Source organism: Lentzea sp. NPDC054927 (assembly GCF_053610285.1).
On the sequence record NZ_JBSGXZ010000005.1, the window covers coordinates 312,502 to 333,440 of the forward strand.

The 20,939-nt window shown below is 67.4% G+C and carries 17 protein-coding genes; 6 read left to right on the forward strand and 11 right to left on the reverse strand.

The window, feature by feature from the left end:
• Positions 1-664 precede the first annotated feature (664 nt).
• The 4 genes from ACWGE0_RS11545 to ACWGE0_RS11560 all read right to left on the reverse strand — a co-directional run bounded on the left by ACWGE0_RS11545 (position 665) and on the right by ACWGE0_RS11560 (position 3,865).
• The gene (locus ACWGE0_RS11545) at positions 665-940 is read right to left on the reverse strand and encodes a GlsB/YeaQ/YmgE family stress response membrane protein (RefSeq protein WP_452260807.1); all 276 of its coding nucleotides are present in this window, start codon (positions 938-940) and stop codon (positions 665-667) included.
• Positions 941-1,003: 63 nt separating this feature from the next.
• Positions 1,004-1,486 carry a hypothetical protein gene (locus ACWGE0_RS11550; protein ID WP_452260808.1) on the reverse strand — a complete coding sequence of 161 codons (483 nt, stop codon included), beginning with the start codon at positions 1,484-1,486 and terminating at the stop codon, positions 1,004-1,006.
• 50 nt (positions 1,487-1,536) lie between these two features.
• Positions 1,537-2,781 (reverse strand): TolB family protein, encoded by a 1,245-nt coding sequence (locus tag ACWGE0_RS11555; RefSeq protein WP_452260809.1) that lies wholly within the window; start codon positions 2,779-2,781, stop codon positions 1,537-1,539.
• 40 nt (positions 2,782-2,821) lie between these two features.
• Positions 2,822-3,865: a DUF2786 domain-containing protein gene (locus tag ACWGE0_RS11560; RefSeq protein WP_452260810.1), complete on the reverse strand. Its 1,044-nt coding sequence runs from the start codon at positions 3,863-3,865 to the stop codon at positions 2,822-2,824.
• 62 nt (positions 3,866-3,927) lie between these two features.
• Between ACWGE0_RS11560 and folP the strand changes: the two genes are divergently transcribed.
• The 3 genes from folP to ACWGE0_RS11575 are packed head-to-tail and all read left to right on the forward strand — an operon-like array spanning position 3,928 to position 6,042.
• Complete coding sequence (folP, locus tag ACWGE0_RS11565; RefSeq protein WP_319969126.1) at positions 3,928-4,752, forward strand: dihydropteroate synthase; 825 nt, start codon at positions 3,928-3,930, stop codon at positions 4,750-4,752.
• Between the two features lie 15 nt (positions 4,753-4,767).
• Entirely contained in the window at positions 4,768-5,709 is a 942-nt protein-coding gene (locus ACWGE0_RS11570) for a hypothetical protein (protein WP_452260811.1), read from the forward strand.
• 48 nt (positions 5,710-5,757) lie between these two features.
• Positions 5,758-6,042, forward strand: a complete 285-nt coding sequence (locus ACWGE0_RS11575; protein ID WP_452260812.1) for a hypothetical protein — start codon at positions 5,758-5,760, stop codon at positions 6,040-6,042.
• Here the strand turns inward: ACWGE0_RS11575 and ACWGE0_RS11580 are convergent.
• A complete protein-coding gene (locus ACWGE0_RS11580; protein WP_452260813.1) occupies positions 5,999-7,051 on the reverse strand; it encodes a cytochrome P450 family protein in 1,053 nt (350 codons plus the stop codon). The genes ACWGE0_RS11575 and ACWGE0_RS11580 overlap by 44 nt on opposite strands.
• Positions 7,052-7,135: 84 nt before the next feature.
• On the opposite strand from ACWGE0_RS11580, the gene ACWGE0_RS11585 reads away from it, so the two are divergent.
• The 3 genes from ACWGE0_RS11585 to ACWGE0_RS11595 are packed head-to-tail and all read left to right on the forward strand — an operon-like array spanning position 7,136 to position 10,871.
• Complete coding sequence (locus ACWGE0_RS11585; protein WP_452260814.1) at positions 7,136-9,409, forward strand: helix-turn-helix transcriptional regulator; 2,274 nt, start codon at positions 7,136-7,138, stop codon at positions 9,407-9,409.
• Positions 9,410-9,441: 32 nt separating this feature from the next.
• Positions 9,442-10,356: a 3'-5' exonuclease gene (locus tag ACWGE0_RS11590; RefSeq protein ID WP_452260815.1), complete on the forward strand. Its 915-nt coding sequence runs from the start codon at positions 9,442-9,444 to the stop codon at positions 10,354-10,356.
• Positions 10,353-10,871: a hypothetical protein gene (locus tag ACWGE0_RS11595; RefSeq protein ID WP_452260816.1), complete on the forward strand. Its 519-nt coding sequence runs from the start codon at positions 10,353-10,355 to the stop codon at positions 10,869-10,871. The genes ACWGE0_RS11590 and ACWGE0_RS11595 overlap by 4 nt, the downstream gene beginning before the upstream one ends.
• On the opposite strand, the gene ACWGE0_RS11600 is transcribed toward ACWGE0_RS11595, so the two are convergent.
• The 6 genes from ACWGE0_RS11600 to ACWGE0_RS11625 are packed head-to-tail and all read right to left on the reverse strand — an operon-like array spanning position 10,855 to position 20,848.
• Positions 10,855-14,634, reverse strand: coding sequence for a TIGR02680 family protein (locus ACWGE0_RS11600; protein ID WP_452260817.1), 3,780 nt, complete (start codon positions 14,632-14,634; stop codon positions 10,855-10,857). The two genes, ACWGE0_RS11595 and ACWGE0_RS11600, sit on opposite strands and share 17 nt — an antisense overlap.
• On the reverse strand, positions 14,627-15,706 hold the full coding sequence (locus tag ACWGE0_RS11605) for a TIGR02678 family protein (RefSeq protein ID WP_452260818.1): 1,080 nt from the start codon (positions 15,704-15,706) through the stop codon (positions 14,627-14,629). The genes ACWGE0_RS11600 and ACWGE0_RS11605 overlap by 8 nt, the downstream gene beginning before the upstream one ends.
• Positions 15,703-17,103, reverse strand: a complete 1,401-nt coding sequence (locus tag ACWGE0_RS11610) for a TIGR02677 family protein (RefSeq protein ID WP_452260819.1) — start codon at positions 17,101-17,103, stop codon at positions 15,703-15,705. Before ACWGE0_RS11610 ends, ACWGE0_RS11605 begins: the two co-directional genes overlap by 4 nt.
• Positions 17,104-17,158: 55 nt before the next feature.
• Positions 17,159-17,365: a hypothetical protein gene (locus ACWGE0_RS11615; protein ID WP_452260852.1), complete on the reverse strand. Its 207-nt coding sequence runs from the start codon at positions 17,363-17,365 to the stop codon at positions 17,159-17,161.
• The gene (locus ACWGE0_RS11620) at positions 17,319-17,606 is read right to left on the reverse strand and encodes a DUF2397 family protein (RefSeq protein ID WP_452260820.1); all 288 of its coding nucleotides are present in this window, start codon (positions 17,604-17,606) and stop codon (positions 17,319-17,321) included. The genes ACWGE0_RS11615 and ACWGE0_RS11620 overlap by 47 nt, the downstream gene beginning before the upstream one ends.
• Positions 17,603-20,848, reverse strand: coding sequence for a type ISP restriction/modification enzyme (locus tag ACWGE0_RS11625; protein WP_452260821.1), 3,246 nt, complete (start codon positions 20,846-20,848; stop codon positions 17,603-17,605). Before ACWGE0_RS11625 ends, ACWGE0_RS11620 begins: the two co-directional genes overlap by 4 nt.
• Between the last annotated feature and the right edge of the window lie 91 nt (positions 20,849-20,939).

The window sequence follows — 20,939 nt, forward strand, 5'->3', positions numbered from 1 at the left end:
CTTGTTGGGTGCTGAGGGTGTGAAGCGTGTTGATGGTGCGGGAGTGCAGCTGGGCTTAGGACGTGTGTGGTCGCGGGGGCGCGGCAAGACAGCCCGGCTCGGGTCGCGAGCAGCCGTGGGCGGGCAGCCGCAGGCGAGGTGGTGTTTGGCAGGGCCGTGTTGGTGACTGGAAGCGGTAGTTGTTGGCCGGGCCTGCGGTTGCCACGGGCCAGTTGGGCGCTGAGATCCGGCGTGTCCAGGACACGGGACGGCAGCGTGGCACGGGTTCCGAGTGGCCGTAGGCGAACAACAGCGAGTGAGGTGGTGCTTGGCAGTGCGGTGAGGCGGTTGAGGTGGTCGCTGTTGCTGGCCGGTGGGCTGCGGATCCGTTGGGGCGCTGGGGTCCGGCGCGTTGACGGCGCGGGAGGGCAGCGCGGCTCGGGTCGTGGGCAGCCGTGGCTGGGCAGCCGTGGGCGAGGTGGGATTGCCGGCTCGGTTGGATGGGCGGGCGCGGGTTGGTGTCGCCTGTGGCTGGGTGGGCCGCGGGCCCGTTGGTTGCGGTGCGGTCCGGCGCGCGGTGGTGACGCGTGGAGGCACGGCGGGCTCGGGTCTGCGGCGTGGCGGGTGGGTGAGTGGAGTGGTGGGTGCGGGCGCTGGGGGTCGGCCGCACCCACCTGGCTTGGGGTTAGTGGTGGGAGAGTTTGTGCTTGGAGCGGTTGGCCAGGAGGGTTACGCCGGCGCCGGCGAGGCCTACTTGGAGGGCCAGCTCGATCCAGTCGATGCCCGGGGTGTTGGCCACGCCCAGGACGGTGGCGGCCGCGGTGCCCAGCAGGGCGGCGGCGATGCCCACCAGGATGGTGGCCAGCCACGAGAGGTGTTGCCTGCCTGGGATCACCAGGCGGCCCAGGCCGCCGATGATGGCTCCGAAGAGCAGCGCGGTGAACAAGCCGCCGATTTCCACTGTGTACCCCCTGAGACTCTGGTGCTTGCTACTCCAGGGTCCGCCGGGCTGGCGGTTGGCGAATCAGGTTTCGCCCTGAGTGGCCCCTGACTTTCCCCCTAGCAGGACGGCCGCGGCCGCGGAGAGTTCGCGGCCTGGGACGTCCGGGTCGCAGCCGACCCTGGGCAGGCGGGCTCGGATGGCGGTGGCGGAGCGTTCCATGGTGTCGGCGATGGAACGGATCAGGGCGGGTGCCTCGGTGGTGGTGGGGGTGAGCCAGGCGGTGCGCAGGTCGGCGTCGAGGGATTCGGTCCAGGGCTGGTTGGCGTTGCGGTGCCGGGACGGGCGGGTGCGCAGGCGCGTGTGGGCGCCCAGGACGCGGGCCAGGAGTTTGCCGATCGTGGCGCCGCCCTCGACAGGTAGCCGAAGGCGGCCGTCCGCGATCACCTCGCCCGAGTCGAGCGACCCCAGCAGGTCCAGCACCAGGGACTCGTCCGAGTCCGTCGTCGCGCTCAGCCGGTAGTTGACCTCGCCGAGCTTGATCTCGTTGTGGAAGGTGGATGTCATGGGGTCGACGTTAGGGAGGGGGTCTGACTCTTTTTTCGCTTTGGGGTCCTTCAGATGCGGTTGTGAAGGAGGAGTTCACTCGAAGGGGTGGGGTCCGCGGGGGAGAGGTTCGTCGCGAGCGTCGCGAACACCACCGTGCGGCCGTCCGCGCTGATGGTCGGCGCCACCGAGAAGTTGTTGCCCTGCCTGCCGAATCGCTCGCTCAACCGCGTGACGGCGCCCGTGGACATGTCCTTCAAGAACACGTCGTCGACGTTGTTGGTGTCACGACGCACGAGGTTCGACGCCAGCGACGAGTACACGACGTAACGGCCGTTCGCGCTCACCGACGGTTGGTACGGCTGCGCGTCCGACATCGTCCCATCAGGACGTGTGTTCACGCGCGTGATCGCCTTGGTGCGCAAGTCCTTCATGAAGATGTCCGGCGTGTCCTCGGTGTCACCGGGCACCAAAGTGTCGCCCCACGCCACGAACAACACGCGCGAGCCATCAGGCGTGATAGCGGGCATCAGCGTGTACGAGGAAGTCTGCACACCCGCGGCAGACACGTTGACCCGTTCCACCGCACCGGAAACGACGTCCTTCACGAACATGTCCACGCTGCCGTTCGTGTCGCCCGGCACCAGGTTCGTTGCGGCGGAAGGGAACACGACGAGCCGCCCGTCGGCGCTCATCGCGAGGCCGTGGTGCACCAGCTTGTCGCCCTGCACCCCGGAGGCCGACGTGCTGATCCGCGTCACCGCACCCGTCGACCGATCCGCCAGGAACACGTCCGCCACGCCGTTGGTGTCACCCTCCACCAACGTCGACGCCTCCGACCGGAACGCCACATAACGCCCGTCAGCACTGATCGCCGGACTGCCGAACGCAGGACCGTTGCCGCCACTCACGCGTGAGACGCGCCCGGTGCGCATGTCGGTCACGAACACGTCGTCAACGCCGTTTGTGTCACCGGCCACCAGGTTCGCAGCGGACGACACGAACGCCACGAACCGCCCGTCCGCGCTCAAAGCAGGCGGGTCGAACGAAGGCCCGTCACCACCACGCGACGCAGAACGCACAACACCCGTGCGCAGATCCTTCACGAAGACGTCGGAGACGCCGTTCCGATCGGAGTGCACGAGGTTCGACGCGAGAGAGGGAAACGCGACATAACGTCCGTCAGCGCTGATCACCGGGGTCGTGGAGTCGCCGTCACCCCGCGTCAGAGGTCTGAGCAGCGAGAACGACGCGGACGCCGGAGCTGTCAGGCCCACCACGAGCACAGCGGCAACGGCGAGAGACTTCCCGAACATGGACGTGCACCACCCTAGGTCGCGGGGCGGCGGCGTCAGCCTATCCCGATGTCACGGTCTTCCGGCCGGTACCGATGTCCGCCGCGTCCGCGGCAGCACGGCCCGCACCCCACCCAGCCGCCGAACGCACCGTCACGCGTGAGGTGCGCGTGCGCGTGAACATCTCCTCGAACAACGTGTCCACGGCCTTCTTGCGGTCCGCGAGCACCGGCAGCAACCGCTCGTCCGAGACGACCTCGTCCGGCGTGTCGGTCAGCCGCTCGCTGATCCGCGACGCGAAGGCCACCAGGAACGACTTCCGGAACGGCCGCGAGCGCGCCTCACTGCCCTTCCCGGTCTTCCCCCCGACCGCCACCATCGCCCGCGTCGCCTGCACCAGCAGCGACGTCGACAGCAGCTCCACGCCCTCCAGGTCGACCTCGTCACCCACCAGCGCGATGAACCCGAACGCGTCGTAGGCCACCGCACGTGACCGGAACGCCGTGGCCACCACGTGCACGAGCTGCGATTTCTCCTTGAAGTAGCTCTTGTCCAGCCACATCCGCCGCGACGTCGCCAACGCCGGCAGGTCCGCGTCGAGCATCGCCCGTTCCAGCGCGTGCCGGTTCATCAGCTCCTGCGCCTTGCCCGACAGCGCCTCGGCCTCTTCGGGGAACGACGTCGACTCGGCCTTGGCGAGCAGACCACGCACACGGTTGAGCACCTTCGGGTCGAGACCCGCGCGCACGGCCGACATCAACCTGTCGCCCGGCAACGGCAGGATGACCGGCAACGAAGGCAACCGCCCGAGGAACGCCAACAGGTCGGCGGCCGTGCGAGACGCATACGCCCGTGTCTCGATGTGGCGCGTTGCCCACGCCTCCAGCAACGGGCCTTCCCACCACACGGTGGCGCCGATCTCATCGAGCTGACGCCGCCACCGCGGGTGCACCGTCGCCTCGACATGAGGCGAACAGGACAAAGCGATCACGTCCACCACGAGAGAGGCAGCCGACTCGTCGAGCGAACGCGACACGATCTCGCGGACGTCGTACGGCAGCCAGCCTCGCTGCCAGAGAGCGTCGACCGCTTTCACCAGTTCCACGCCACGCAGTATGAGACGTCCGCCATGTGCACAGGTCGGGGACCACCTGGTAGACACGGGATGTGATCGAGCTCCAGTTCCGCGGCCGGACCGTCGTCCGTGACCACGCACTGGTGATGGCGATCATCAACCGCACCCCGGACTCGTTCTACGACAAGGGCGCCACCTACGCCGAGGACGTCGCGATGGAGGCCGTGCACCGCGTCGTCGACGAGGGCGCGGACATCGTCGACATCGGCGGCGTGAAGGCGGGCCCCGGCGACCTCGTCGACTCCGGTGAGGAAGTGCGCCGCGTCGTGCCGTTCATCGCACGCGTGCGCGACGCCTACCCGGACCTGATCATCAGCAGCGACACGTGGCGCGCGGACGTCGGCCGGCTCGCCTGCGAGGCCGGTGCCGACCTGCTCAACGACACGTGGGCGGGCGCGGACCCGAAACTGGCAGAGGTCGCCGCGGAGTACGGCGCCGGCTACGTCTGCTCACACACGGGCGGTGTGAAGCCCCGAACGCGTCCGCATAGGGTTAGTTATCCGGACCTGGTGGCGGACGTCGTCGCGGAGACGACCTCGCACGCGGAGAAGGTGGTCGCGCTCGGTGTGCCTCGCAAGAGCGTGCTGATCGACCCCACACACGACTTCGGCAAGAACACATGGCACAGCCTCGCGCTGGTGCGGCACACGGACGAGCTGGTGGCGACCGGGTGGCCGGTGCTGATGGCGTTGTCCAACAAGGACTTCGTCGGGGAGACCCTCGGCGTGGAACTGCACGAGCGCGTCGAGGGAACCCTCGTCGCGACCGCGATCGCGGCGTTGGCGGGCGCCGCGGTCTTTCGCGCGCATGAAGTGGCGCGAACCAGACGAGTACTCGAGTCCGTCGCTCGACTGTGAGCTGGAGGTATTCAGGTGGACGACGTCTTCGCCCGGTTCTCGGATGACCGGTGGGACGACTTCCTCGACGAACTCGACAAGATCCGCGTCAGCGTGGTGGCGGATCCCGCGGAACGGCAGCAGATGAAGGTCACCGCACGGCGGGACGCGCGTGAGGCGGGCACTCAGCCGTTGCTCGTGCGGATGGCCATCGCGGATCACTACCTCAACCTGCTCGCCATCGGCGTGTGGGCGGGCGACGAGAGCTGGCGCGCGGATCTGCGTGACCTGGCGGCCACGCTCGTGCCCGAGAACGACGAGTCACGTGACGACGCTCTCGTGAGCTCTGTCATCGCCGTGGTGCTCGCACAGCTGCTGCAGGACGCACGGCTGCGCGGCGGTTCCGAGGCCGATGTCATCGCACGGTCAGCGTGGGAGAAGGCCCAGGAGTGGGCGGCCTACGCGGAGGACCGTCACGTCGAACGGCTCCTGCACCACTCCACGGAGGCCGGCGCGCGGGTGGTGACGGCCTCAGAGGTCCAGGAGGTCGTCGAACTGGCCACGGCCGCCGCGGACGACCAGTACGCCGAAACGATCGCCGCGCTGGAGACGGAAGGCTTCACCGCGGAGATCATGAACGGCGTGTGGGTGGTGGAAGGGGAGTTCCGGAACGCGGTTCGGGCGGCTGCGCGCGCGATCACCCTCACGGGTTATGGATGTGTTCTCGCGCGCAACATCAAGCAGTCCGCGGTGATGCTGTGGCACGAGAACACACTCGCGATGGCGGACTCGAAGGTGCCGCGCTGGCGCGTCTACCCGATCCTCGCGCCCGTTACCCCGCAATCGAAGTTTTCGGGTGGTGAAGGCTTGCCGTTCACCCGCGAGACACACCCGCTCGCACCCGCTCCAGAAGTCGTGCGCCGGTTGGCGGACGCCGTTGGTGTCAACCTGTCTCATCTGCTGGCGGCATTGCGGTGAAAGGGTGATCTTTGACTTTCCGCAACCTTCACTCGTTATCTTGGTGTCATGCCCAGATTTGCCGAGTTCGATGTGGAAGGCCTGCGTAAATCCAGCGCCGTAGCAGACTTTCCCTGGTCAGAGACGTGGGTCACGTTGATCCGCGTCGATGCCAAGGGAGTTGTGCGGCAGGCGAAGTCGTTGACGGAGAAAGTTTCTTTGCTGACTGTCGCGTCAGACAAGGACCTCGTCATCGCCTCCTGCCCGGAGATTTACGCCGTCGACGACCTGTCGGCAGCCCGTGCCGCCGTCAAGGCTTCGGTCGCACGCGAAATGACGCCAAGCCTCGGATGAATGCCTCCCGCCACTCGGGCTCAGCGGCGAGCGCGAGTTCCGGGAAACGCCGAAGAAGCGTTCCGAACGCGATCTCTCCCTCGATGCGAGCGAGCCGCGCGCCCACGCAGTAGTGGATCCCGTGCCCGAACGTGACGTGTGGGTCTCGACCCAGCTGCAACACGTCCGGATCCGGAAACCGGGACGGATCCCGGTTCGCCGCCCCAAGTGAGACGGTGACCTGCGAAGATCGCGGAATCGTGACCCCTCCGATCTCCACGTCGGACGTGGCGGTGCGAGCGATCCCCCATGCGAACGGCCCGTCGTGGCGCAGGAGCTCCTCGACGGCCTCCGGAATCATGATCGGATCGTCGACCAGCTTCTGCTTCATGGCGGGATCGCGCAGCAGCGCGAGCAGACCGTTGCCGATGAGCTGCACGGTCGTTTCGTGCCCTGCTGTGATGAGCAGCACAAGGGTGTTCACGAGGTTCGGCTCGTCCCGCAGCTCGGTGATGACGTCGTCACCGGGCTCCTTGGTGTCCAGGAGGCGCTGCACGTACATCGCGAACCTGCCGTAGGCCTCCGCCATGGTCTCTGGTGCGAGCAGCTCCGCTGTGAGGTTGCGGACCTCCTTTCTGTCCCTTTCGGGCACACCCAGCAGTTCACAGATGACGGTGATCGGCAGCGGGTAGGCGAACGTGTCGATCACGTCGACCTCGTCCTCGGTCTCCCACGCGTCCAGGAGCTCGTTGGTGATCTGCTGGATGCGCGGCCGTAGGGCTTCCATCCGCCGTGTGGAGAACGCGCGCGCGATCGGCTTGCGCAGCTGTGTGTGCTCCGGCGGGTCGGTGTGGTTGAGCATGCCGCCCGGGATGATCGCGCTGCTGAGGCCGGGGTGGCTGAGCGCCTGCACGACGTCGTCGTAGCGGCTGATCATCCACGACCTCTGGCCGTCCGGGGTCTCGACCAGCGCGGGGCCCTGCTCGTGCCACCGGTCGAAGTACGGTTTCGGATCCTTGAAGAAGCTCATGGGCTCAGCGTGACGTTTGCGCTGGTCGAGGGCATGAGTAAGTGATCACGCATGTTGGTCTCGCGGATCACCTAGCCTGAGGGCATGGGGTGGCCGTTCGTGGGGAGGGACGCCGAACTCATCGCGGTCCGGCGTGCGGTGCGCGGTCCTGGGCTGATCGTGGCGGGCCCTGCCGGCGTGGGCAAGACACGGCTGTTGGACGAGGTCGCGTGCGATGTCCGGGTGCGGGCGACCTCCGCGATGTCGGACATTCCACTCGGCGTGCTCGCACCTTTCTTGCCCGAGGTGGAGCCCTCGCCGTTGGCCATGTTGTACGCCGCACGGACTGCGTTGCGCGATCGCGTGCTTGTGGTCGATGACGTGCATCTGCTCGACGACGCGTCGGCGGGTTTGTTGCACATGCTCGTGCAGCACCGTGAGGCCGTGGTGGTGGCGACGCTGCGTTCAGGCGAGCGCGCGCCCGATCCCGTTGTGGCGCTGTGGAAGGACGAGCTGCTGCCGCGCATCGAGCTCGCACCGCTCGGGCGGGGTGCGGTGACCGAGGTGCTGGAGACCGTGCTCGGCGGCGCCGTGGACCGCACTTCCGCGGACCGGCTGTGGACTGCTTCTTCTGGCAACATGTTGCTGCTGCGAGAGATGCACTTCGCCGCGCGGTGGGTGTCGCACGACGGTATGTGGTCGTTGGACGGGCCGTTGCCGCTGTCGCCGCGGTTGGTGGAGCTGATCGAGGCGCACCTCGCCGCTGTGCCGGCCGAGGAACGCCGGGTGCTGGAGCTGCTGGCGTTCGGTGAGCCGCTCGACCTGGCCGCGTCGGAGGCGTTGGACGGGCTCGTCACCGTGTCGTCGGACGGGCTGCGGCTCGCGCATCCATTGTACGGCGAGGTTTTGCGTGCGCAGTGCCCTCCTCTGCGCAAGCGCAACCATCAGCGCCATCTGGCGTCCGTGCTCGACGATCCGTTGCGCGTAGCCGTGTTGCGTCTGGACAGCGGTACGGCGGACGATCCGGCGGAGTTGGTTAACGCGGGGCGTCTGGCCAGTGCGACGGGTGGTGTTGTTCTGGCGGAACGACTCGCACGCGCCGCATGGGCCGTCGGTGGTGGTGTGGACGCCGGACGGTTGTTGGCCGAGGTGCTGGTCTTCACCGACCGCGCGGAGGAAGCAGAAGAGCTCTTCGCGATGATCGCCACCGATGACGACCCGATCGAAATGCGCACCATGCGTGCCCTGAACCTCGGCTGGGGTCTCGGACGCAGCGAGGAAGCCGCACCGATGCTCGAGGACCACATCGCACGGTCCGTGCTGCTGTTCGACGCGGGCAAGTACGACGAGGTCCGTGCGATCCTCTCGTACGACGCGCCGGACCAGGCCGCGATCCTCGCGATGGTGGACGCGGTGCAGGGCCGCTACGTGGGGCCGTTCCCGGTCATCCCGCCGGACCCCAATGCCGGGATGGGCGTCGAAACGACCATGTTCGCTGAGGTGTTCGTCTACTCCGTGCACGGCGATCTGATTCGTGCGGAACGTCTTGCCGTGCAGGCACATCGCGAGAAGGCCGAATGGGATTCCATGCGGACCACTTGGGCGGTGTCGCTGGCTGGGCTGGCACGCGCGGGTGGGCGGCTGCTTGAGGCACAGCGGTTGCTGCGAGAGGCACGGCCGGTGCGCCCGTTCGTGAAGTTGTGCGAACTCGCGCACGTCGAGGCATTGCTGGGCAACGACGCACGCTCGTTGCTCGCTGACGCGGAAAAGCTGGTGCCGCAAGGGCAACGACCGTATCGGTTCGTGCTGTGGTTGGCGCGGATCTGGGCTGGTGGCACGTCGCCTTTCGAGGCGGCGGCGGATGCACGTGCGCACGGTGAGCTCGCTGTTGAGGCGTTGTTCCTGCACGAGGCTGTACGGCTCGGGTACGCGGCAGATGCACTGGAACGGTTGCGTGAGCTCGCCTCAACGACCACGGGGCTGCTGGTGCCGGTGTTCGCGGCACATGCGGATGCGTTGGTGCGCAACGACTCCGCTGCGCTGGTGGAAGTGGCCGCACGGTTCGAAGAGGCCGGGTTCATGCTGCTCGCGGCGGAAGCTGCTGCCGCGTCAGACAATCGTGGGTTGTACGGACGGTTGATCAGCTTCTGCGAGGGCGCGCGCACGCCTGCGTTGGCTCGCATCACCGCAGCGCCACTGACCCGTCGTGAGCGCGAGATCGCCGTGCTGGCCGCACGAGGGTTGACCAACAAGGACATCGCTTCGGCGTTGGTGATCTCCGTGCGGACTGTCGACAACCACCTGTCGAACGCTTACTCGAAGCTCGGCATCACGACCCGTGGCGAGCTCGCGTTAGTCCTATCGGATGACAGCGGATAACGGACGGCACGGGTCCGAACGACAGCCCCGGCATGGGCAACGGGTACGCGGTCGTCGACGTCGAGACCACCGGGCTGTCACCAGGTCAGCACCACCGGGTGATCGAGGTCGCGGTCGTCCACGCCGACTCGTCCGGCCGCCGCACCGACGAGTGGTGCACGCTGGTCGACCCGCGCCGCGACCTCGGTGCTCAGCACGTGCACGGCATCAGCGCCGCCGACGTCCGCCGCGCGCCCGACTTCGCGGGGATCGCGGGCGAACTCGCCGCACGCCTCTCTGGCCGGGTGATCGTGGCGCACGACCTGTCGTTCGACCTGCGGTTCCTGCACGCGGAGTTCGCCCGGCTGGGTCACGAGTTCGTGGCCACGGGGCTGTGCACGATGGACCTCGCCGGCAGGTTCCTCGGCGCTTCCTCACGCTCGCTCGCCGCGTGTTGCTCGGCGGCCGGCGTGCCGATGGGTACCGCGCACTCCGCGTTGCACGACGCACGGGCGTCCGCGGGTCTGCTGTCGCGATGCCTGGACCGCGTCGGGGACGTTCCACCCGTGCGCCTGGACCTGCCGCGGACCAGCGTTTTCGCCGTGCAACGCAGTCATCGTCATCCGCTTGAGCAGCACTTCCTGGCCAAGCTCGTGCGACTGCTCCCGCGCGTGGAGACACCCGGCGGCGACGACTACCTCGCCGTGCTGGACCGGGCGTTGGTCGATCGGCACCTTTCGGTGGAGGAGCAGGAGGAACTGCGTGAGGCCGCTTGCGCGCTCGGCCTGGGCCTGCCCGAGGTGATGGGGCTGCACCGCGGCTATCTCGGCGCGCTGGCAGAGGCCGCGTGGGAGGAAGGCGTGGGGTCCGCCGACGAGGAGGCCGACCTCGGGCTGGTCGCGTCGCTGCTCGGGGTGGACGTGAGCGACGTGCTGCGAGGTTCGGCTTTCGTGAGAGGAGTGCGATGAACGACGTGAGGTGGGTGGCCGGGTTGATCCGGGAGCGCAACCGCATCGACGCCGCGCTGTCGGCGTGCATCAGACGGCCCGCGCTGTCCGGGCACCTCGGCGACTGGATCGCGGCGCAGGTCTTCGGGATCGCGCTGGACGAGCACGCGGCCAAGTCCGTCGACGGCCTGTTCGCGGACGGCCGGACCGTGAACATCAGGTGGTACCTGAAGCGCGAGAACCTGGTGGACCTGCACGAGGACGGGCCGGACCTCTACCTCGTGCTGACCGGTCCGAAGGCGCCCGCGGAGAGTTCACTCGGCACGGCCAGGCCCATGGTGATCGACGCCGTGCACCTCTTCGACGCGGCGGCTCTCAAGGCCGAGCTTCGGGCTCGCGGACTCAAGATCGGCACCGCGTCCAGCGTGCGCGGACAGTTGTGGGAGGACGCGGAGATCTACCCGCGGCGCAACCCGGCGTTCGTCCTCACCGAGGAGCAGCGGGAACTGCTGGCGTTGTTCAGTCATCAGCCTTGAGGCTGTGGCCGTCCCAGGTGAAGCGGACCGTCGTCACGGCGTCGTCCCCGTCGGTGCCGGTGGTGAGCTGGTGGATGGCGATGCCGGTCAGCTCCTGGTAGTCGCACCACTCGTGGTCCGACGTGAGCACCAGGTCCAGGTCGAAGTTGACCAGCAGTTCCAGCAACTGGCCGCGGTTGGTGGCGTCGACGCCGACGAAGACCTCGTCCAGCAGGATCAGCCGGGGTGCGTGAGGCGTGGCCTGGTAGTGCGCGGCCGCCGCGGCGAACAGCGGGAGGTGCAGCACGATGGCCTTCTCGCCGCCGGACAGGGCGCCGTGGACGCGTTTGGTGACGGGGACCCAGCCTTCGCCGCGGTCCACCTTCACGACGAACTGGTGCCACGTCGTGTAGTCCAGCACCTGCGCGAGTTGTTGTTCCCAGCCCGTTGCGGTGTCGTGGGCTCGTGCTTCTTCCACGCGCTCGCGGAAGAACTGGTGCAGCAACGCGCGTTCGGCCGCGTCGAGGTCTGAGCGCAGCAGGAGATCACGCGCTTCACGAGTGCCTGGCGGTAGTTGGGGATCTACCTGCCAGTCGAGTTGCACGCGGATGCCGGACGCGGTTTGGACGCGCTCCAAGCGTTGGTTCATGGTGGTGACGAGCTCGGCGGCGCCCTGGATGCGTTGCGCGATGTGCCTTCGGGTGTCGCCGGTGAGGGTCTGGTCGAAGAGGTCGCGCTCGCCGTCCGTGATGTGCGTGCGCACGCGGTCGCGTTCGGCTTGCAACGTCTCCAACAGCGCGTGCGCGCCCATCCGTGCGCCGTCGAGCGTCGCGCTCAGGACCATGACGTCTTCGTCGGGGTCCAGAGAGAGGTCGATGCTGCCGGCCAGTTTCTGCCGGGCCTCGTGCACTGTCATGCCGAGACGCGACTCGAAGTCGCGGATCAGCCTCAGGTCCACGACGTCGTCCGGCACGTCACCGGCGTCGGCGGGCAGGTGGCCGCTGGTGAGGTGGCGGTAGCGCTCGTCGGCCGTGTCGCGGACGATGGTGGCTTCCGTCGCGCGTGCGGTGTCTATCTTGCGCTTCTCCTCCAACGTGCCGAGGGTGCGCGCCAGGCCTGTTTGCTTGTCTTGCAGCATTTCGCGTTGCTCGGCCAGAGAGAGTGCCTTGGTGCGCAACGAGATGAGCTGCTGGTCGAGGGCGTGGAACTCGGAGCCCGCGGACCGTTCGACGGTGTCCAGCGTGATGGCGAGGTCGGCGGCTTCCTGCTGACGGGCTCCGGCGGTCTCTTCTGCCTCATCGGCGAGCGAGCTGCTCATCGAGGCCCGGTTCAGGGCGTCGTGCGACAGCGCTTCCGCCGCGAAGGCGTCGTGGCGGTCGTCCAGCCAGCGGTGGCCGGCGGTGCGGAACGCCGACACCGCCTCCGCGTCGGGTACGTCGGTGTCGATGCCGCGCAGGGTCTCCGCCACGGCCAGTTCCGCGTCCGACAGCCGCCGGGTCGCGGCCGCGACGGCGTCCTTCCGCGCCGCGCACCGCAGCTGGGCCTTGGTGCGCTGGTCCTCGGCGATCTCGAGCGGATCGGTGGAGGGCTGCCTGGCGAGTTCGCCGGCCAGGGTCGCGCGGCGCACGGCGATCTGGTTCAGGGCGGCGTCCACACCGGACAGATCGGTGGCGAGCTGCTCGATCAGGCCGGTGAGCTCGGCGATTCGGCCCGCCCGCGCGCGTTTGCGTGAGTCCGAGCCGATGTAGGTGGGGAAGGGTTTGCTCCAACGGCCGTGTGAGTTGGCCAGACGCCACGTGCCGTCTGCACCGATGGCCGCGATGTGGCGTGGAGCCGTTTCCCCGAACGCGATGCCTTCCAGGACGCGGTAGCAGCGTTCGTCGTCGGTGACGAGCACTTCCAGCAGCGTCGGGCCGGGCGCGGGGCCGGCGAGCAGCGGTTCGGCGAAGCGGTCGTGGTCGGTGAGGCCGAACGAGTTGCCCGGCGTGATCCACGCGTCGAGGAGTCCGGACGCTTCCAGCGCTGCCTCTACTGCGGTGCACACGGCTGGTGGCGTGTCCGGACGGAAGTTGACCAAACGCCACAGAGGAGCGCCGGCGGCAAGGGCACGGTGTTCGACGTCGCGGGTGTAAGGCGCGGGCGGTGGCACGTCGACCTGGTTGGCGAGCTTCTCGCGGATGGAGTTGTACTGCGAGAGTTGGTCGTTCAACGCCGTGCGTGTCTCGTGCAGGCGTGCCTCGATGCCGCTGAATTCCTCGCGGGCGATGGCGGCGGCTTCCGCGACCTCGCCCTGCGCGGAAACTTGCAGCTCAGAGCAGCCGTGAGCCCAGGTCTCGAAGTCCGCGCCGAACTTCGCAAACGCTTGCTCGAACGCCCGTTGGGCCGAGGCCTCCGCCTCCGTGGCGAGGTCGAGTTCCTCGTGGGTTTCCTCAAGCCGTTGGCGTGCGGCATCACGTGCGTCGACAGCTCTCTCGTGCGCTGCAACGGCACGCATGACCGCGCTGATCTCGGCATCTCGTGCGTCGACAGCGGCGGTGAGCAGCTGACGGCCCGCGCGTGCGTCGGTGCCGGCCTCGATCTCCTCGAACACCGACGGCATCCGCGCGAGCTCGGCGGCTTCCCTGGCGATCGTCGTCGACCGTCGCACCTCGTCGGCACGGGCGGCCGCGTCGGACTTGGCCTGCGCGGCCTGTTCCTCGTCCGCGACGGCGAGCGCCCGGAGTTTCGCGGCGTGTGCAGCGGCCTCCGTGGCACGGAGGTTCGCGGCGGAAAGCTGTTGCCGCAACAGGTCGAGCTGCTTGCCCTCCTGGTAGGCGGGCAGGTCGGAGATGCCGGCGATCTCGGCGTCGACCGCGCTCGCCTCCCGTCCCAGCGCCACGAGCTGCTCGAAGGCCTCGTCGGTCAGCGTCACCTGGCGCTGATAGCGCCGTTCGCTCATCCGTGCGGCACGCGTCGCGTCTTCAAGCTGTTCAGTAGACGACTCCAACGCGCGTGCTGCTGCACCGAGCACACGTTGGGCATAGGCGCGTTGGACGTCCGCGAGCCGTTCGGCGGTGAGGATCTCCTCGTCGAGCCGCCGCAACTCCTCGCGTTGGCGATCGAGCCGTTCGAAGCCCTCGGCGATCTCGGTGAGATCGGACTGGTCCAGCGGCGGAAGTGCCTTGGACAGCAACGAGGACAGCACGCTCGGGTCGAGGCGCTCGGACAACTTCGGCGTGCGCAGCTGCAACAGAGCGGTGATCAGCGAGTCGTACCGTTGCTCGCTCACGCCGGGGAACAACGTCGTCCGCACCGTGTGGCGGTAGTCGGCCGGTGAGGCGTGCACTACGCCGTGTTCACCAATCGCCTCAACGAGATCCGCCTTGGTCAACGGCCGTCCGGCCTCGTTCACCAACGCCAGATCGCCGACCCGCAACGACGTCGTGAAGTAGGTGGCCGTGACGTTGGACGTGTTCGTGGTGGCCTGCAACCGCGCACCGCACGTGAACCACTGCTCGCCGTGCTCGAACTCCAGCCACACGTACCCAACGCGCGTGCTGCCCTGGTTGCCCTCGCCCATGAGGTTCCAGTGCATGGTGCGATCCGCGCTGCCGAACGTCGACAGCCGGTGCGGACGCAGGTTCGCGTCGAACAGGTACGGCAACAGCAGCTCGAGCGCCTTCGACTTGCCCGTGCCGTTGGGACCTCTGAGCAACAGCCGGCCCTGGTAGAACGAGAAGATCTCGTCGTAATAGCGCCAGACGTTGATGATCCCGGCGCGACTGGGTTGCCACCGGTCAGTCATGTAGCTCCTCCACCGCGTACCTGGCTGCGGCGGGCAGCCTGCGAACGGTGCCGTTCTCCGTGCGTGCGAGCCCGAACGCTGCCAGCAACTCGAGCCCTTCCGCCGCGAGCCTGTCCGCGCCGCCGTCCGACTGGTAGGCCTTGCCCCAGTTGCGGAACTTCGTGAGCAGCTCGCGCGTTTCTTCGACCAGTTCCTCGAACCGTGCGGGACCTTGTGCCAACCGGTCGAGCAACAACAACGCGACGACCTTCGCGTTGCTGTCGTCGTCCGGAAACCTTGTGTCCGTGGCGACTGCGTCGGCGTCGATCACGAGAAACCCCTCGGCCCGTTCCTCCAGCGTGCAACCGGCGAGCCCGACACCCGTCTGGACGATCTTGCGGCCGCTCGGCGACGTGAGGAACGCGAGCTGGCTGGCGGTCAGATCTTCCTTGTACACCACGGGATCGTCGATGAGCCTGCGCATGGTGGAGTGCCGCTGCCACAGGCTGCGGTGTGCGTTCTCGTACCGGGTCTCGTGGGTCATGTCCGCGATCGTGTCCACTGTGGAGGCCGAGACCGGCGCGGCGAGCAGGCGCGTGATCAGCATCGGATCGGCACGCAGTTGCGGCTCGTTGTGCTCGATGATGCCGTGATCTTCGAGGAACTTCACCACGTCCGCGAACGCGTTGCGGTCGCTGCGCCGGCTCGGGTCGAACGACGGAAGGCCGTCCAACGCGATCGCCTGCTTCGTGCGTTCGGCAAGAGCTTCCGCTGTAGTCGTTGGTGCTGCTAGCAGTTCCGCACACACGACGCACAACAACATGTACCGCCGACGGTCGAACATGGGCCGTGTGCGGTCAGGCTGCTGCGTCGTCTTGAACAGGCGTGCGTACCCGGCACGTGGTTCGACGTGCACGCGCCACCCGCAGTAGTAGTCGAACCACTTCACGATCGGTTCGCGGCGCCTTCTGATGAGGTCGAAGCCATCGGGGTCCTGCACGGCGGTCAGCAACGGACGTGCGAGCAGCATCCGCACACCGCGCGCCACCTCCTCACCTTCCAGCCTGGCCAGCTGGTTCCCGAGCTTGCTCATCGGCTCTGCACGTCGATCACGTAGTCGGGCCCGCTCAGCCGGCCCTTCTGGGTGGTGATGGTCGCCCAGCCGCGGGCGTTGCGCAGGTTGATCTGCATCCGTCCGTCACTGGTGCCGGCCGTGCGCGTGCCGGTGCTGTCAGGATCGCTGCCCAGCGCCCGCCCGACCAGGTCGATCAGCCGGTGGAACGTGTCGTGGTCGAGGCTGGTGAGCGTGGAGATCCGAATCGCCCCGTCGGTCTGGATCTGCCGCCACGCGTGCTCGAGCTCCGCGCGTTCCTTCTCCGCCTGGATGCGCCGGTTGCGCCGCACCTCGTCGACGTTGCGGACCTTGCCGGTGCTGCCGATGTGCTCCTGCTTGCCCGTCTTGCGCAGCTGCGGCGACACCGGCACCGGCGGCGTGTTGTGCCACGGCTCGCCGCTCGGGATCAACTCGCCGTCGGCGTGCGCGAGGTGAGCGTGCCGCGCCGGCCACAACCCGAACGCGGCGCTGAACAGCTCGTGCGCCTCGTCCTCGGTCTCGGTCCTGGCGAACCACTGGGCGAGCGCCTTGAAGTCGGCCGCGGTGTTCGTCGGCTTCTTGCGCTCACTGATCCGGTCCAGCACCCGCAACAGCTGGACGATCGCCTTCCGCGCCACGTCCTGCAGTTCGTCGGCGCGCGCCGGGGTGTCGTGGAACCAGGTCTTGAGGCTCGCCCACTGCGCTCGACGGTCTGTCAGCCAGTTCTCGTCCTGGTAGAGGTCGGCGCCGTTGCGCGCGCGTTCGTGCAGCTTGCCGGGGTCGATGTCGGCGATCTTGTCGCGGATCCCGAGCTTCCGGGCGTCGAGGTCGGCGATGAAGTCGCGCAGGTAGGTGATCGTGGTGCGCTTGACGTCCTGGAACGTGGCGAGGTCGGCCTGCTCGTCCCTGAGGAGCCGCTGCAGGTCCGCGTTGAACCGCGTGGTGTTGGCCTGGAGGGCGTCCAGGTGGCCTTCGAGCTCCATCAACGCCGTGAACGTGCGGCGGTCGTCCGCCGGTTCTGCGAGCGCTTGCAGCCGGTCCGCGATGGCGTCGAGCACGGCGGTCTGCAGTGCACCGCTGCTGGTCAGCGTTCTGTGGGCGTGCTGGATGCCGGCGTGCGCCGCCTCGCCCGGTTTCGTCAGGCCGTACCGCTGCTGCGTCGCGTCGATCAGCCCCCACTGCCGCAACGCGGTGAGGGACGCCATCAGCTCGTCGTCCGTCACCTGCTCGGGCCAGCCAACATCCCTCAGCCGCTGATGCAGGTCGTCGAGAGTGAGAGCGGTCTCCAGCCGTTCGTTCGCCACGCCGAATGCGCGCAGCACTGCCGTGTGCAGCTCCGCGTGCTCGGTGGTGGTGAAGCGGAACAGGTCCGCCGGCACCCGTGGAAACGTCGTCACGGGGCCCACGGTAGCTGGTCGTTGTAGGGCTTTCGGGTGACAGGGCGGACGACCATCAGGCCGACAGATCATCCAGAAGGTCCTCCAGCACCAGTTCCTCCTCGATTCGGCGGTCCGCGCGGCTCATCGCCGGCGCTGGGCTGGCCGCTGGTGCAGACCAACAGCGGGCAGGACGGCCCGAGGCGGTCGGCGCGGACACCACGACCACCCGGTTCTCACAGACGAACACGTCCGGTGAGGCCAGGCGCAGCATCAGACCCACCGATGCCCAGACCTCTCGGCGCCAGTGCCGTACAGCAGACCACCGCGAGGTCCAGGTCCAGCTCCTCGGGGCGTAGGTGCACGACGAACCAGCGCTTGGCCCGGACGAACGCCCCCATCACGGCGCGATAGAGGTCGACGTTCGGCGCGGTCAGGTGCGCGAACGGCGGAAGTCCGGCATGCGACCCAGCGTGCCAGGATGATCTGACAGTTTCAGAACCGAACGGCTGTTCGCAGGTCACAGCAGCGGAGGCTCGCGTTCCTTTGGTGGCTTCCGGTACGCCGCGGGCGCCGGTAGGACTCCCTCTCGTTCGAGATCTGCCACGGTGACGAGCGGACCTCTGACTACCTCGTCGAGTAGTTCGTCCTGCTCAGGCTCAAGCCGGACGCACATGTCGAGCACGGCCAGCAGCTCCAGCAGCTCTTCGTCGAACTGGGCCGTCCATCGTTGCGGGTTGATGTTGTCCAGCTCTGAGGTGCGTCTGCGGTGTCTTGGATCGCTCTGCCGGTAGCTGAGCCACTTGCGGACGACCGGCATGCCGCCAGTGGAGTAGTTCCACACCGCGCGGCTGACCGGACGGATGCAGCCAGCCTCCTGGAACAGAGTGTCTTCACCGAGTATCAGGGTTTCGGTCGCTTCATCCAGCCGTGCTGAACGAGGGATCTCCCCGTCGCCTGACGGCACCGGCGAGACGGGGCTCGGTTTTGCGTCATCAGGGATTCCCTGCGGCCGTCCGGCTGCCGGATCGACCATCCGCTCACCGAACGTATGCAGCCAGATGACCTCGCGTCCGACCTCGACTGCTCGCCGCCACAGGCGAGTCTCCAGCGTGATCGGCACTCGGATTCCTGGCGTCTTCAACTGCTCGCGGAACCGCCTCGTGTAACCCGGATGCGCAGTGATTGCTGCGATGTAGGCCAGTAAATCCTCAGCACCAACAGACGTTCCGGTAAACCGCCGCAACGCCGTCAGCAGCTGAGGGACCACATTCGGGGCGGTGCCCTGCGGGTCCCGGTAGAGCGGGATTGCTCGTCCTCCACGGACGTTGAAACAGTGCATGTCAGGAACGTAGGCAGCAAAATGCAATGCCGTGCCCTCGCTCAGCGCATCAGCGTGCTGTTCAGTCACGTAGATCTGCTTCGGACCGCTCACCTGCCACAGCTCTGCCCTGGGAAAGTCGATCACTCGGCGATCGTGAATCATGACCTGGCGGTCGAAGCTGCGGAAGGTGAGACGGGCCAACCGCGGCTTGAGTTCTGTCTCGGCCGCGATGGTGGCTGCACCAGCCGGTACACCGGGCTGGGCTCGAACGTGATCAACAGTGGTCCGATCCCGCGTTTCCTTGAACAGCGCGGCCTTCTCGTTTTCGTTCGCGTGCACCAGGCGCGCCCATCGTTGCAGCAGCGTCTCGGCGTCAGGCGCGTACACCCAGTTCCGGTTCGGTTTCACGCCGGGTTGCTGCCACGGCAGCAGATCACCGAGAGCCGGGTAGGTTGCCCATGTGTCGTCGCTTGGCCGGAAAGCCGCCTGCCAGTCGGACGAACAGTTCGACCAGCCCGTGTCCAGGTCGAGGTCCGCCAAAGCCGCGAACTTCTCCGCTTGAGTGCCTGACAGGGCGCGATAGTGCACCGTCGCAGGCGTTTCCGGTTGTGGATCGCCCGCTCGGACGAAGACGCCGATGCAGATCTTGTGCTGGGTGATGGGGAAGATCCGGGTGTTCGTGCCTGCACGGTGCTCTTCCGGCGACAGGTCGATGATCCAGCCTTCATCGGCAGTCCGCCGAAGGTACTGGCGCATACCCGCGTACGACTTCGACGTGAGGTACGCGCTCGGCGTGATCAGCGCGACGACCCCTGCAGGATCGTTGGCCTCGAAGGCCTTCCAAGCTGACCAGCGCCAGAAGTACGTCCACATGTTGCTGAGGTTGAACTCGTGACGCCCCGCGCCGGGAATCCGGAACTCGTCGAGCGAAGGCCGGTTCGACGTGTCGACGGGTTTCCTCGGATCACGGCGCTGTTCCAGCCACGGTGCGGCGCCGTGGGCGTTCTCCCGCCACGGCGGGTTGCCGATCACCACCATCACCGGGACGTTTCGCTTGTGGTGGTTCGCCTTCTCCCTGGACTCCGTCAGCACCTCGTACAACTGCCCCAAGGGAAACGGCTGGTCATATGGGTTGTCCAGGGCGTTGGTGAGGAACCGCGGCTCGTCCTTCGGCAGCTCGACCTGATACCGGCTCTTGAGCGTGGCGTGCAGGCGCAGCTCTGCGACGGCGAACGGAGCGGCCTGCAGCTCGAAGCCGACGAGTCGGTTGGCGAAGAGTTCGCGTAGGTGGGCTGCGGGGACTGCGTCGGTGTTGCGTATGCGCCGCAGCGTGTTTGCTGCACTTTCCAGCACCTCTGCCAGGAATGTGCCTGCACCCATCGCCGGATCCAGCACTGTCACGTCGTCGGCGGCGAACCCGCGCTTCTTGTTCAGCCGCTTCTTCAGGATCTGGTCGACGAACACGACCATCGACCTGGCGACCGGCGCGGGGGTGTAGTAGGTGCCGCTCTGGCGTCGGAGTGCTGGGTCGTAGTCGTCGAGGAAGGACTCGTACAGCCGCGCGTAGGTGTCTGCATCGCCGAGTTGCACGTGCGTCCAGTCGACGTTGCCGATCACCCTCACCAGCGAGTCCACGATGTTGAGGTGTCCCACCCACTTCGGGTTCGCGAGCATGGCGAGCGCCGCACCGAGCAACGAGTGCTTCTTCGCGAGCTGCTCTGCGATCGCCCACGGTGTGCGACCTTCGAAGTTGATCCCGTCGACGCGTGCCAGCAGTAGGGCGAACGTGACCGCCTGTGCATAGGAGTCGGCGAAGTTGGTGTCGTTGTCGCGTCCGTCGGGGTTCGGGAAGAGGATGTCCCTCCACTCGCTCGCCAAGCCCGTGAACGGCTTGCGGCCAGGTGTGCTCTGTTCCTTCTGAAGGGTTTCCATCACCTGGTCGCGGAGCAGTCGGCACAACGGAGCGACCTCGGTGACGATCGCGCGTAGGCTTCGTGGCTCAGGCGGGCGCCAGAAGAGGAAATCGCGGATGAGCCGCTCAAACGCGTCGTCGGTGACCGTGAGGCGGCTGCCGGCTCGCGCGATGTCGCCATCCAACCGGACCGCGCGATCGACGAGCACGCCCTTCTTGTACAGAGCGAACGAACTTCCATCTGTGTAGATCAGATTAGGTAGCGCCTTCAGTTTTTCCCACTGCAAGCGGTCGTGTTTGTCCCCCCGCCACGTGCTTGTCTCCGGCGTTCCTTTGCCAGGTGCTTTGAGCTCGACGTAGCCCACCCGACCGCTCGGCACGTCGACCGCGATGTCGGGTCGAGAACGCAACTCGGTGATGGTCACCTCGTCGTGCACGTGGACGCGCAGGCCAACGATCTCGCCGAGTCGTTCGAACAGTTTGTTCACGGGGAGCCGAAGACGATCTTCGTTGCGACCGTCGCCGCGCATCCGGGGGAGGAGTGCCGAACCGTACGCGGACACGGCGGCCGCGAACTCGTCGCCGTCGACGGGAGACCTGCGTCGTTCTGGTCGCCCCATC